Genomic DNA, 13,209 nt, shown 5'->3' on the forward strand with positions numbered 1-13,209 from the left:
TGCACTGATGTTGGCGGGTGCGTTCACTAGGATCCGTACGTGGCTACGGCCTCACCGAACATGCCGGGTGCCGGTTTGATGCCGAGGCCTGGCAGCTGCGGTACGGCGATGTGACCCTTTTCGATGACGATCGGATTCTTCGCATCGAAATGTCCTTCGATATATTCCTGCGCGATCCAGGCGCCCTCAAAACGGCGCGGCTCCACGGTGGAAGCTAAATGCACGCAGGCTGCCGCGATTATGTCGCCACCCCATGCGTCATCACAGCTGTGCGGTAACGAGCGGATGGCGCAAAGGTCGCGCATTGTCGCCATTTTGGTGAGGCCGCCGAGACGGGTAACCTTGAAGCCGAAGCCATCGGCTATGCCGAGGGAGATCGCCCGGAGCACTGCATTCAGATCTTCGGTGTTCTCATCCAGATAGATCGGATGCGTAACCCTGCCCTTCAGAGTGGCGACCTCATCCATAGTGTTGCAGGGCTGCTCGAAAACAAAGGGGATTGCCTGGCATAGCCGATCGAGATGAATGGCGGCAGCGACCGTGAGGCTCCTGTTACCGTCTACCGCGATGCGCGACCTGTACCCGACCGCCTCCCAAACCTTATGGACGGTCGTCGCATCCTCTTCGAGATCCTTTCCCGAGATCTTCACCTGAAGCCGCAGATACCCCGCCTTCACCTTCTCGGCGGCAATCCGAGCCGTCTCCTCTGGCGGGCCGACGATAAGCGAATAGTAGGTCGGAACACGGTCGGTCAGCGCACCGCCCAGCAGTGTCGAGACCGGCACTCCCAGCCGCTGGCCGAGAAGATCAAGGAAGGCTATGTCGAACGCTGCCTTGGCATAGCCATGCCCGTTCAAGCGCTCGTCCATGTGTTTGGCGAGAAGCCTGATCGAATCAATCTCAGAACCGATGAGGCCCGGTGCGATTTCGGCAATCGCCGCGCGTGCGCCGAGTGCGTGATGCGGCTGATAAACCGGCCCGATCGGGCAGGTTTCGCCCCAGCCAGTCAGCCCGTCATCGGTCACAACCTCGACAAGGGTGCTGTCAAGCACGTCGACGTCGTCGCTTGCCATTCGATAGGTGCTGCCTCTGACAGGCAGCAGGACCCTATAGACGTTGATCTGGTCAATGCGCATGAGGATGCTCAGTATTCCTCGTTGAGCGCGTCGACGGCGGGGATTTCCCGCGAGCGACGGTCGATATACGCGCGCAATTCCTCGTCCTTCGTGACGTCGAGCTTAGGTTCTTCATATTCGGCCAGAAGACGTCGCGCATGCTCGAGGGCGCGTTGCTTGATGTCCTTGGAGCCATCAGCGTACCACTGCTCGATCGAGTTATTGTCGAAGAGTTTCGGGATAAAGAAAGCCTTCTCGAAGTTCGCCTGTGTATGCGGATGTCCAAAGTAATGGCCGCCAGGCCCGACATCGCGAACCGCAGCCAAGGCTTCATCGAAGTCGTCCCACTGGATGCCTTGCGTCATGCGATAGCCCATGGCGCAGACTTCGGCGTCGACGACGAACTTTGCGATCGAGCAGTGCATACCGGCTTCATTCCAGCCAGCCGAATGCCAAATGTAATTTGCGCCTGACATCAGCACGGCCATCATCGTCATCGCACTTTCATAGCCAGCTTGCGCATCGAAGACCTTGGCGCCGCCGAGCAGGTTCGAGGTACGCCAAGGGACGTTGTAGCGGCGAGCCATCTGACCGATCATGAAGTTCATAAGGGATATCTCTGGCGTTCCAGCCATCGGAGCCCCCGACTGCATCGACACGGTCGACAGGTAATGCCCGTAGATCGCAGGGCAGCCTTTGCGCACCACCTGCGTGTAGGCGAGTGCCGAAAGCGCCTCCGCATTGAGCTGCGCCACGGCCGCCGCGGTGGACGCTGGCGTGTTCGCGCCGCCGAGAACGAAGGGCGAGCACAACACGGGCTGATTGCGCCGGCAGAAAGCACGCATGCCACCCAGCATGACCTGGTCCCACACGAGCGGCGAATTGCCGTTGCAGTTTCCGGTGGTTACTGCATGCTTCTCGAGGAAGTCCTCGCCAAAAAGGATTTCGCACATGTCGAGCACGTCCTCGGCATTCTTGGGCGAGGTGGTCATTCCCATGAATATCTTGTCGGAGTGCTTCATCGACGAATACGTGATGTGCAGGTGCCGATGAGCGACAACAATGTCCATTGGTTCGACGATATGGTGCGCCGATGAATGCAATGCCGGCATCATGTGCGCCAGCTTATGGAAGGTCCCAAGGTCCGCGATCGTCGGGCCACGCCTGACGTCGTCGAGGTCGCGCATGTAAGGCGCGCCGGTCATCGGCACGAAGATAGATTTGTCGCCGCCGAGTTCGACATTCTTCGCTGGATTCCGCGCGAAATATTCGACCGTGGGAGGGATGGTCTTGATGAACTCCATCACCAGACCGCGGTCGAGATGAACACGGTCATCCGCACGCACGTCGGCGCCGGCCTTCTTCCAGTCCTCGATCGCGATCGGGTCGCGGAATACCACGCCCACCTCTTCCAGAATCGCGAGCGAGGCCTCGTGAATGCGCTCAACCTGCTCGGCATCCATCGGTTCCACAACGGGCAAGCCGCGCTTCAGCGTCGGCAGCATGTCGATCTTAGGCGCCGCGCGGATCGTTCGCCGCGCTTCCCGCCCTCCTCTACGAGAAAGTTGTAGCTGAGCAGTCATGCCGGCCTCCAAACAAACGCTGCGGCCCGCGTGAGCCGGCCGGAACTATTGCCGGAGTCCGAAGATTTGACCTAGTGCAAAAGTCTCACGCGTCTGTTGACTAAAGCGCGGCGGCAGTCGGGCCCCTTCATCGGTGACTCGCGTCGAGGGAGCGTCGAGGGCAGCTCGGTGCGGGCTATCGAGGGCGCCCGACAGCACATATCCAGTTTTGTTCCAGAGCCATTACCCCGGACAGAACTGACCTTCCACCCGAGGCAGAATCGGAGGTGCGGGCGACGGGCCCACTCCGAAATTAAGTCAATTCGGAAGGCTACTTTTTTGCGCCGATAGGCCTCTGCCGTTCCGTGCTAGCAATTTTTGCTTGGCATGGGGCATGCAGGAAAGCCCAAACATGGATCAAGCGAGGGAAACAGAAACGACAACCTCGGACTCATCCAGGTATCAGGTGAGTATCGGCAGGAGGACTAGAATGCCAAAGACAAATCTGTTGAATGATATGCTCGGCACGGGCACGTCCCGCAGAACTTTCCTGAAAGCTGGCGGCGCCGCCGCGTTGGCAATGACTGGTCTGACGACCGGCGCAAGGGCTGAGGCGTCCCGTCCGCTGGTCTATGCCTTCGCAGCATGGTCCGACGCGCTTGCAATCACCTATGTCGGCGCAAAGCTCATCGAGGACAATTTCGGCTACAAGGTCCAGCCGCTGCAGGCGGAGCCGGGCGTGATCTATGCGTCGCTTCAATCCGGGAAGCCGACCTCTATTCGAACTCCTATATGCAGGGGATGGGCCCGCTGAAGGGCGATTACCAGGGCGGCCAGGCCGACTATGTAAAGAAAGTCGCCGATTTCATCAAACTCGCTGGCGTTTCGGAAGGCCCGATGACGCAAGGGCTTGCCGTTCCGGAATATGTGGACATCAAGAGCATCGCGGAGCTCAACGATCACGCCGACCAGTTTCCGAGCGGTATCATCGGCATCGACGCCGGCTCTGGCCTGATGCAGGCTGCGGACGCGACGGTGAAGGCTTACGCTCTAAAGCTCTACCTAGTCCCGGGCAGCCAAGCTGCCATGGAAGCGGCCTTCAGGCGCGCTTACTCCAGAAACGAGGCGATCATGGTTACCACCTGGGAGCCGCTCCCGATGTGGAGCAAATTCAAGATGAGATACCTCGAAGACCCGAAAAGGACGATGATGGCAGAGCCATACTATTGCTTTCACGTCACGACAAAGGACTTCGAATCCAACTTTCCGAGGGCCCAGGCATTTCTGACGAAGTTCCGTATCCCGAATGATGTTAGCGAAGGTCATGGGCTGGATCGACGGAGGCATGAAGCCTGAAGATGCCGCTGCCAAGTGGATCGGCGAAATGAAAGGCAGGGGCATGATCGAGCCGTGGCTCGCCTGATCCGGTAGCCCGTATCCTCCCAAAGAGTGCAGGTGCAGGGGTCGGCGCGGTCCCCTGCACCGCCATCTGTTCTTGCGCGCGGGAGCCTTGCATGAGCACCGAAAACCAGCCATAGAAATTAAGGATCTCTACAAGATCTACGGCGACAATCCCGAACTTAAGCTGGACGGATTGCGTTCGGGCGCAATCGGTCCTGACGGAGGCGGCGGTTTCGTAGCTCTCAACCATATCAACATGACGGTCGAGGCTGGAAAGATCTTCGTCATCATGGGTTTGTCAGGCAGCGGGAAGTCGACCATGCTTCGCTGCATCAACCGACTTATCGACCCAACAGCCGGTCGGATCCTGGTTAACGGACAGGACATCACCAAGGCCAACAAGAAAGAACTTCGCCATATACGATCGACGATGATCGGCATGGTGTTCCAGCACTTCGCGTTGCTGCCTCACATGTCGGTTATCGATAACGTCGCGTTCGGATTGCGTATTGCCGGCATCGGCCGCAAGGAGAGGTGGGAGCGCGCGGGCAAGGCCCTTGAGCTTGTCGGCCTCAGCGGTTGGGACAAACGCAAGCCATCAAACCTGAGTGGTGGCATGCGGCAGCGCGTGGGCCTTGCGCGCGCCCTGGTGATGGACACGCCGGTGCTGCTGATGGACGAACCCTTCAGCGCGCTGGACCCTCTCATTCGAGAAGAAATGCAGCAGGAGTTGCTTCGGCTTCAGAATACGCTGAACAAGACGATCGTGTTCGTGACTCACGATCCGAATGAGGCGGCAACCATCGGCGACCGTATTGCCATTCTGCTCAAGGGGCAGGTCGTTCAGGAAGGGCGACCCATGGACGTGGTTCTGTCCCCTGCCAACGATTATGTCAGGGACTTCGTGCGGGGCATCGATGTCTTCAAGGTGCTTTCGGCCGGCCAGGTCATGGACGCTGTCCGCCCCCCCGTAGAGCTGATGAATTCGGAATGGACGAAGCATCTTTCCCACGACCTCATCAAACTGTCGCCCAACGATCTCATTGCGCCTTATCTCGACGAGCTGTCCAAAGAACAACGCACTTTGGTCGTGGTTAAGGACGACGGAACTCCGGTTGGAACCGTAACCAGCAAATCCGTGCTCAAGGCGCTTGCAGCCCATTCGTCAATAGGCGGCACGACATCCAAGGCGGAAAAACTCAATCCGGCTGCCGACGCAGTTCGGGAGACCCCCACGGCCGAACGCGCAGTTCAATAGCCGACCAGAAAGCAACCAACGGGTGACCATGATGGATTTTTCAGAGTTTGCAGGCACGGTTGCCGCCTCGATCGACGACTTCACCAACTACCTCTCAACGCACTTCGGATTTGTTTTCGACTTCATCTCAACCGTGATTCTGGGCATTCAGCAGCCCTTGGCAACCACCCTGACGAGCGCACCGGCCTGGTTGATCATCACGATCTTTGTGGTCGGCAGCGGCCTGCTCGGCAGGCTCTCGCTGGCTATTCTGAGCGGGTGCGGACTGGCCTTCATCTTCGCCATGAATCTTTGGGCTCCTGCGATGGTGACACTTTCGCTAGTACTTACAGCCGCAATTGCCGCGCTGGCCATCGGGATACCTATTAGGATCCTCATCGCCGAATCCAAACGCATGAATGCTGTTGCCGAGCCAATCCTCGACTTCATGCAGACGATGCCCCCATTCGTACTGCTCGTCCCAGCTGTGTTTTTCTTCGGTGTCGGTACCGTCCCTGGCATTGTTGCCACGATCTTCTTCGCCATGCCGCTCCCGATCAGGCTAACCGCCCACGGTCTCAAGATGGTCGAGCCGGAAATGGTCGAGGCCGGCGAGGCCTTCGGCGCGAGCCGACTAGCCGTGCTGTTCATGATCAAATTGCCGCTGGCATTTCGTTCGATTATGGCGGGCGTCAATCAGTGCGTGATGATGTCGTTGTCGATGGTCATCATCGCATCCATGATCGGCGCTGGTGGATTGGGCGACGAAATCATTCGGTCGATCTCTCGCCTGCAGGTTGGGAGAGGCATCGAAGCAGGGCTTGCCGTCGTGGTTCTGGCAATCCTTATCGATCGCATTACCAGGCGAATTAGCGAGAAGCTTGATCCCACGGCCTGAAACCGAAGCGGGAGCCGGGGATAGAAATCCGGCTCTCGCAAAGGTTTCAGGAGATTGGAAGCGGAAGTTTCTTTGTCCGCCCACCATCGATGACGTAGACCTGACCGGTTACGAAAGCACTTTCTTCTGAGGCAAGCCAGACAGCGAGATTGCCGACGTCGCTCGGTTCTCCCAGGCGTCCTACCGGATGCATCGCGAGAAGTTCCTTGCGAACACGAGTACTGTCGGGCATGCTGTCGAGGTACATCTCGCTGAGGTCCGAATTGATCCAACCAGGCGCAATGGCATTGCACCGGATGCCCTCATGCCCATGGTCGATCGCTATTGCTGCGGTGAAACCGTGAATGCCCGCTTTCGAGGCGGAATATGCAGGATGCCCAGGGTTGGACGCCAGGCCTTCGATCGACCCGATGTTGACGACGCTTGCACCGGTCCTTTTGCGGAGGTGCGGCATTGCCGCCTTCGTCAGCAGGAATGGAGCCTTGAGATTGATATCCATCATCTGGTCCCAGTCCGCCTCAGTCATGTCATCGACCGTCTTCTCGAACATAATACCAGCGTTGTTGACCAGGATATCCAGGCCGCCAAGGCGTTCGACAACAGTTTCGACAGCTGATCGAATTTGTTCGGAATTCGCGAGATCCGCCTTCACATAGAGGGTTCGATCATCAAGCAACGCGTGAGCCGGCGGATTCCTCTGGACGATGGCGACCTTTGCCCCCTCCTCCACAAAGCGCTGCGTAATGCCAGCGCCGATCCCGCGTCCACCGCCGGTGATGATTGCAATCTTGCCTGCGAGTCTGTCAGCCATGGAGAACCTCAATAGACGGGCTTGGCGCCGTTCACTTCGACCGCCGTGCCGGCGATGTAGCGTGCGGCGTCGGAACATAGGAAGAATACCACGTCGGCTATGTCTTCCGGCTCAGCGATCCGGCCTATCGGCACGGTGTTGTTGAGCTCCGCTATGGCTGTGTCCGGATTGAAGCCACGCCGGGCAAAACCGGTACGCAGCATCGGGGTGTTGACTTCATTCGGGCACACCGCGTTTACCCGTATCCCATCACCTGCATGGTCACGGCCAAGACACTTGGAAAGCGCCGCGACGGCTGCTTTGCTGGTGCAATACGCTGCGTGCCCAGGCCCGGGATAAAGGCCCCAGCAGGATGCGACGTTTACAATCGCGCCGCCGCCGTGGGCCTTCATGTGGCCTATGGCTTTCCGGCAGGTATAGAAAATCGACGTCAGGTTAATCTCGAATGTCCTCTTCCAATCGTCGTCGGTCGTGTCGAGAATGTTTCCTCGTGTGATGATCCCGGCGTTGTTGACGAGCACGTCCAGCCGCCCTGTGGCCTGGACGGAGTACTCGATCAGATCCTCGCAATAGGGCTTGTTTCTGAGGTCTCCGGCCTTGCCCCAGACATTCTCCCCGGTTCGGTTGAGTTCGGCCTCGAGCGTGTCCAGGCCAGCCTGATCCGCATCGCTCGCAACCACCCGAAAGCCGTTCGCAACGAACTGTCTGGCGATCGCTTGCCCGATGCCTCCCGCCGCGCCTGTTATGACCGCAGTTTTCTTCTCAATGCCAGTCATAGCTCAATCCTATCTTTGACGGGGAAAGTTCGGCTCATAATCTCTGAACAGCTGCTGAAGGCCAGTGGGGCAGCCCTGCAAAAGTCTCACCCCCTTGTTGAGTTGTCGAGCGCAGACATTCGCCCCGTATACTAGGTGGCAGCCGCGTCGGACGTTGATTGGACAGCGTCGCAGATCGCGAAGCATGGTTCGCACCGTGTTGCTATGTTTCGCTGCAAATGGGATAGGGATCGCAGCCATAATCAGTCGAAACGCAGGCCAGCGCGTCGCCTTGTTAATAGTTTTACGACATCTTGAGCATTGCTTTCTCTATTGTCGCACGGCGCGATTACCGAAGTGTTTTGGAGCTTGAGATGGTTCGCCGCTATTACGACCTGCCGTCCCTGACTGCCTTGGCTGTTTTCGAGGCGTCTGCCCGGCACCTGTCATTCAAGTTGGCTGCTGCGGAACTGAATGTCACACCCGGCGCTGTCAGCCGGCAGATCAAAGCGATCGAGGACGAGCTCGGCGTTCCGCTCTTCACTCGGCTGGGAACAGGCGTGGTGCTGACAGGCGCGGGCGAAGACCTTTATGGTGCGTTGGCTAGCGGTTTTTCGCGGGCCGCAGACATCGTGCGAAATGTGAAGCGCGGCGATCGGGCGAAGAACGTCACTCTCGCCTGCTCTGATGCCTTCGCATCGATGTGGTTGATACCACGAATGCCGGACTTCTGGACGCGATATCAGGACATTGCTGTTGACCACCTGATTTCGGATAATCCTCGAGACTATCGGCGCGCGGAAGTTGAACTGCGTATCCGCTACGGGTTCGGATCGTGGTCAAATGAAGACGCTGAACTCCTTTTCAATGAAACAATCTACCCGGTATGCGGGCCCGGATTTGCAAGCAGGCATCGCGACGCAACGGCGGAGTCGTTGGCCGAGCTTCCCTTGCTGCACGTTGACTGGGTGGATCCCGACTGGGCTGGCTGGGATGAGGTCTTGCGGCGCGCGGGTGTCTCACATGGGCCGACCCGCGGCCGGCGCTTCGGCAAGTTCTTCGTGGCGCTTCAGGCTGCTCAAGCCGATCAAGGAGTGGCTGTCGGCTGGCACCGCCTTGTCAAGGCGCAGATTGAAGAAGGGAAACTCGTCAGACTGACGGATCTCGAGCTGCCCGCCCCTGGCAGCTACTATCTCACCTGGTATGAAAATCGCACGTTGTCCCCTGCCGCGCAAAGCCTCCGTAACTGGATCCGGGAAGCGGCGGCGCAAGAACGAGAAAGCTAGAGCTCTCTGCCGGCGCGCTTCTGCATCGCCCAGAGCTTCAACGGCGCTCCGATCGACATCAGCGGTTCTGGATAAAGCCGAACCGGGGCTGGCTCGTTCAGGGCGTCTGCAACCATTGCCTCGTTGCTGCCGACTGCGAGATCGGCAGCCAGCATCCCATACAGGGTACCTTGCACTGTGCCCAGGCCATTGCAACATCCGGCTACGAAGACCCTCTCTTCAATTTCGCCGAATGCCGGCGCGGAGTTCAGAGAAAGGCAGAGATGGCCTCCCCAGCGAAATTCCATCGGTATTTCACCCAGCATCGGGAAGCGCGCCTGGAACGATCGATCGTGCTGAGCGCCGATCCGACGGATCTGCTTCTCACTGGTGGACATGTCCGGATTAAAGGTGAAGGTATTGCGGACGAGGATCCGGTCCCCAATCCTTCGGATGGTCGATCCCATAGGGTCAGCCGGGATCAAGCCCCAATGCGGCTCGCCGCCCAGAGCTGCCTGCTCACTCTTGGAGAAAGGCCTTGTCATGCTGGCATAGGTGAACACATGCAGCAGGCGCTTCTTGAAGAAACCAAAGCTTTCGAGATGACCGTTGACTGTCAGTATCAACCGCGGCGCGGTGATCTCGCCCTCAGCCGTTTTGGCAGTATGCAATTTGCCGGTCCGCAAAGATGTGACCGGTGAATTCTCGAATAGCTGCACGCGCCTCGACAGGCCTTCGGCAAGCCCACGGATGAAGCCGACCGGCTGTGCCATTACCGTGCCCGGCGTGAAGGTACCGCCGACGAAGAAGTCGGTTCCGGTGATTTCCTTCAACTGCAGCGCGTCGAGCCGCTCGAATGGCTCGATTAACCCCGTAAGGTGTTTTTCGAATTCGCGCAGGACGGCAACACCGTGATCGGTTGCAGCTCCATGGTACTTGCCGGCCCGAACGAAAAATTTCTGCAACCCGTACTCGTCCACCGCCGAGGCACAGAATTCGATGGCAGCCCGGTTCAAGCGGATGCGCTTGCGGTCGTGGTACTGGCTTCCGCCGTAATGCGTACCGCCAAGCTCGTGCGGAAGATCGATCATGAAGCCGGAGTTGCGACCGGCAGCACCCCAGCCGACGCGCTGAGCGTCGACCACCACTATGCGCTCGTTCGGCACCAGTTGTGAGAGGCGCCGCGCGGCCGCCAAGCCAGCAAACCCTGCTCCTATAATGAGCCAGTCCGCCTTGTGACGGCCGCGCAGCACCTCAGGTGCCTTGGGAGGCGGCAGAATACCGTACCAGCCCGGTATGGAGGTGTCCGCAGGCGTGCGAGCAGCCTCATGGTCGCTCATCGGTGCGACCAGGCTATTTTATCGAACGCGAGACGTTAGGATCGGAGATGTCCGCCCAGATCGTCTTGAGTTCGGTATATTGGTCGTGGGCATGCAATGACTTGTCTCGTCCCCCGAAGCCGGAAAGCTTGAAGCCGCCGAAGGGAGTCGAGACGTCTCCTTCGCCGTAGCAATTGATGGTCACCGTGCCGGCGCGAATGTCTCTTGCGATGCGATGTGCCTTGCCGAGATTGGCAGTGAAGATTGAGGCTGCAAGCCCATACTGCGTGTCGTTTGCGACCCGTACCGCCTCATCAGCGTTGGACACCTTGATGACAGAAAGCACCGGTCCAAAGATTTCTTCCCGGGCGATGGTCATGGCGGATGTCACATCGTCGAATATGGTCGGCTCGATGAAATAGCCTTTGCCCTGCTTGTGGGCGTTCCCGCCCGTCACGTTCTTGGCGCCTTCCGCCCGCCCCTTCTTGATGTAACCCATGATGCGGTCGAACTGTTCCTTCGACACAATGGCACCCAGCCGGTTACCGGGGTCCAATGGCTCGCCCAAGGGCCATTCTTTCAGCTTGTGAACGATCGTCTCAACCAGGCGGTCCTTGATCTTTTCGTGGACGATCAAGCGGGAATTGGACGAGCAGTTCTCGCCCATGTTCCAGAACACAGCTTGGGTGACATGCTGCGCTACAACATCGAGGTTCTCGGCATCATCCAGAACGATGCAAGGGTTCTTCCCGCCGCATTCGAGCACGATGCGCTTGAGATTGGACCTGGCGGAATATTCCAAGAATTTCCGGCCGACATCGGTCGAACCGGTGAAAGCGACCATGTCGACGTCCGGATGCATACCAAGCGCCTTCCCGGTCACTTCGCCCGGACCAGTGACGATCTGCAGGACGCCTGGCGGCAACCCGGCCTCATGCGCCAGCTCGGCGATCCGCAACGTCGACATGTTGGTCTGCTCGGCCGGCTTGACGATGACCGAGTTGCCGGTCGCGAGCGCCGGCCCGATCTTCCAGGCAAGCATCAGGATCGGAAAATTCCAGGGCAGAACGCAGGCGACCACGCCCAGCGGCTGGCGTACGATCATCGACACGACATCATCGCCAGAAGGCGACGTCTGGCCGTAGAGCTTGTCGGTGGCTTCCGCGTGCCATTCCAGGCAATGCAGGGCCTCAGGAATGTCTATGGTTTCGACGTCATAGATCGGCTTGCCGCTTTCGAGCGTCTCAAGTACTGCAAGCTCATGGGCGTCTCGCTTCATCAGTTTTACGAGCCGCCGCAGAACGCGCTTGCGCTCGCTCGGATGCGCACGCGACCAGACGCCCGATCCAAACGCCAGTCGTGCTTTCTCGACAGCGAGATCGACGTCGGCCTGGCCGCAGGAAGCGATCCTGGCGATGACCTGCCCTGTGGCGGGATTGATGGTTTCGAAAGTGTCCCCAGATTGTGCTGCCCGCGCCTTACCGTCGATCACTGCGCTGGTCGGCAGTGGCAAGCTGTCCGCCAGGTTCTGGTACTCATCACGCGTTAATAGCGATGACATTGTCGGAAGCCCTCTTTTGGGATTTTGCAGTGATCGACGCGATGGCTGCTTTAAGGGTGCGGATCGTCGACTCGAGTTCCCGCTTCTGTTGGTCGTCGAGTGCCCGCATAGGCCGGCGCACGGGCCCAGCCGGCAATCCAGCCAATTCGCACCCAAACTTGATGCTTTGGACAAACTTGCCGCCTTGCTCTAGTAGCCTCATCAGCGGCAGAAGGGCCGACATGATCTGCCGGCCCTTGGTGAAGTCCTTCTCGATGACGCACGCTTCGTACAGAGCGAGGTGCTCAGCCGGCAGGCAGTTGCCAGCTCCGCAGACCCAACCCTTGGCGCCCCAGGCGAAGAATTCAAGCGCCTGATCATCCATGCCGCAGAACAGGTCGATATGCGGATAGTCACGAGCCAAGGCGTGCAGCTGATTCATGCTGCCGCTCGACTCCTTGATTGCACAGAAATTGGAGCTGCGACCGACGCGGTCTAGGAACTCGAAATCCATCATCGTGCCGGTGCGTCCGGGATAGTTGTAGAGCATCACCGGCAGATTGGCGGCTTTGTCGATCGCAAGGGCATGATTGGCAAGTTCGAGTTGCGTGGGGACAGCGTAGTACGGGGAACCGATCAGGATGCCGTCGTACATCAGGTCCTTTGCAACCAGCGCATATTCGATGCAGTCTTCGGTGCGAATAGCGCCGACGCCGGCGATCAGGGGCATCTTCCCCTTCACCATGCTCCTGGCAAGCTTTAGCAGGCCGACACGCTCATCCCGTGACTGGGCGTAGTACTCGCCCGTCGTGCCACCGACAATGATACCGTGGACGCCAGTCGCGACGAGGTGCTCGACCATGACGCAGAAGCCGGCACGGTCGATCGATCCGTCCGCATGAAAGGGCGTTGTGACGGGCGGAATTACGCCTTTGAACGACATCTGCCTCGCTCCAAAATGTGGACTGCAAAACAGTGTTATATGCAAGCGTGAAGGGCTGGACAGCCGAAATAAAGTCACCTGGGAGGCAACTTTTTTGCCGTTCGAGGCGATGATCAATCATGCTACAGTCGGCGTAATTCCGGGCCCCGAGACAAGAAGGTCGCTCATTGGACGGGCTAATGGTTGTTGCTATCCCTTGGCCAATCGGAGGCGCTTCACATTAATGAGGGCGGTATAGAGCCCAAGTCATATTTAATGAGTGTCTCGGGGGGAGATCTTGGATTTGCATAACCTAAAGTCGCTGTTGCAGCGGCATTTTAGCGATGGACTTGTGACCATCGTTGGGTCAGGCTTGTCATGCGC

General features: G+C 58.6%; 12 protein-coding genes. 5 read left to right on the forward strand and 7 right to left on the reverse strand.

All coding sequences use genetic code 11. From position 1 onward, the window contains the following. Positions 1-26 precede the first annotated feature (26 nt). Positions 27-1,136: a mandelate racemase/muconate lactonizing enzyme family protein gene (locus tag EB231_RS32395; protein WP_172352384.1), complete on the reverse strand. Its 1,110-nt coding sequence runs from the start codon at positions 1,134-1,136 to the stop codon at positions 27-29. An 8-nt stretch (positions 1,137-1,144) separates the two neighbouring features. After that, positions 1,145-2,698, reverse strand: a complete 1,554-nt coding sequence (locus EB231_RS32400; protein WP_172353123.1) for a trimethylamine methyltransferase family protein — start codon at positions 2,696-2,698, stop codon at positions 1,145-1,147. Positions 2,699-3,167: 469 nt separating this feature from the next. Between EB231_RS32400 and EB231_RS32405 the strand changes: the two genes are divergently transcribed. The 4 genes from EB231_RS32405 (at position 3,168) to EB231_RS32420 (ending at position 6,213) form a co-directional block, all read left to right on the forward strand. Next, entirely contained in the window at positions 3,168-3,491 is a 324-nt protein-coding gene (locus tag EB231_RS32405) for a twin-arginine translocation signal domain-containing protein (RefSeq protein WP_172352385.1), read from the forward strand. Further along, entirely contained in the window at positions 3,479-4,033 is a 555-nt protein-coding gene (locus EB231_RS32410) for a glycine betaine ABC transporter substrate-binding protein (protein ID WP_172352386.1), read from the forward strand. Before EB231_RS32405 ends, EB231_RS32410 begins: the two co-directional genes overlap by 13 nt. 154 nt (positions 4,034-4,187) lie before the next feature. Beyond that, positions 4,188-5,336 carry a quaternary amine ABC transporter ATP-binding protein gene (locus EB231_RS32415; protein ID WP_172352387.1) on the forward strand — a complete coding sequence of 383 codons (1,149 nt, stop codon included), beginning with the start codon at positions 4,188-4,190 and terminating at the stop codon, positions 5,334-5,336. A gap of 31 nt (positions 5,337-5,367) precedes the next feature. After that, the gene (locus EB231_RS32420; protein WP_172352388.1) at positions 5,368-6,213 is read left to right on the forward strand and encodes an ABC transporter permease; all 846 of its coding nucleotides are present in this window, start codon (positions 5,368-5,370) and stop codon (positions 6,211-6,213) included. A 46-nt stretch (positions 6,214-6,259) separates the two neighbouring features. On the opposite strand, the gene EB231_RS32425 is transcribed toward EB231_RS32420, so the two are convergent. Together EB231_RS32425 and EB231_RS32430 are read right to left on the reverse strand one after the other, a co-directional pair. Beyond that, entirely contained in the window at positions 6,260-7,024 is a 765-nt protein-coding gene (locus EB231_RS32425) for an SDR family NAD(P)-dependent oxidoreductase (RefSeq protein WP_172352389.1), read from the reverse strand. 8 nt (positions 7,025-7,032) lie between these two features. Beyond that, positions 7,033-7,800: an SDR family NAD(P)-dependent oxidoreductase gene (locus tag EB231_RS32430; protein ID WP_172352390.1), complete on the reverse strand. Its 768-nt coding sequence runs from the start codon at positions 7,798-7,800 to the stop codon at positions 7,033-7,035. Between the two features lie 353 nt (positions 7,801-8,153). Here EB231_RS32430 and EB231_RS32435 point away from each other — a divergent pair, with 353 nt between their 5' ends. Further along, positions 8,154-9,065: a LysR substrate-binding domain-containing protein gene (locus EB231_RS32435; RefSeq protein WP_172352391.1), complete on the forward strand. Its 912-nt coding sequence runs from the start codon at positions 8,154-8,156 to the stop codon at positions 9,063-9,065. Here the strand turns inward: EB231_RS32435 and EB231_RS32440 are convergent. Genes EB231_RS32440 through EB231_RS32450 form a run of 3 tightly spaced genes read right to left on the reverse strand, consistent with a single transcriptional unit; the run spans position 9,062 to position 12,846 of the window. Then, complete coding sequence (locus tag EB231_RS32440) at positions 9,062-10,384, reverse strand: NAD(P)/FAD-dependent oxidoreductase (RefSeq protein ID WP_172352392.1); 1,323 nt, start codon at positions 10,382-10,384, stop codon at positions 9,062-9,064. The two genes, EB231_RS32435 and EB231_RS32440, sit on opposite strands and share 4 nt — an antisense overlap. Positions 10,385-10,397: 13 nt before the next feature. Then, a complete protein-coding gene (locus EB231_RS32445; protein ID WP_172352393.1) occupies positions 10,398-11,924 on the reverse strand; it encodes an aldehyde dehydrogenase in 1,527 nt (508 codons plus the stop codon). Continuing rightward, entirely contained in the window at positions 11,902-12,846 is a 945-nt protein-coding gene (locus EB231_RS32450; RefSeq protein ID WP_172352394.1) for a dihydrodipicolinate synthase family protein, read from the reverse strand. The genes EB231_RS32445 and EB231_RS32450 overlap by 23 nt, the downstream gene beginning before the upstream one ends. Positions 12,847-13,209: the final 363 nt, after the last annotated feature.

The sequence above is a fragment of the Mesorhizobium sp. NZP2298 genome (assembly GCF_013170825.1).
In the GTDB taxonomy this organism is placed as follows: Bacteria; Pseudomonadota; Alphaproteobacteria; order Rhizobiales; family Rhizobiaceae; genus Mesorhizobium.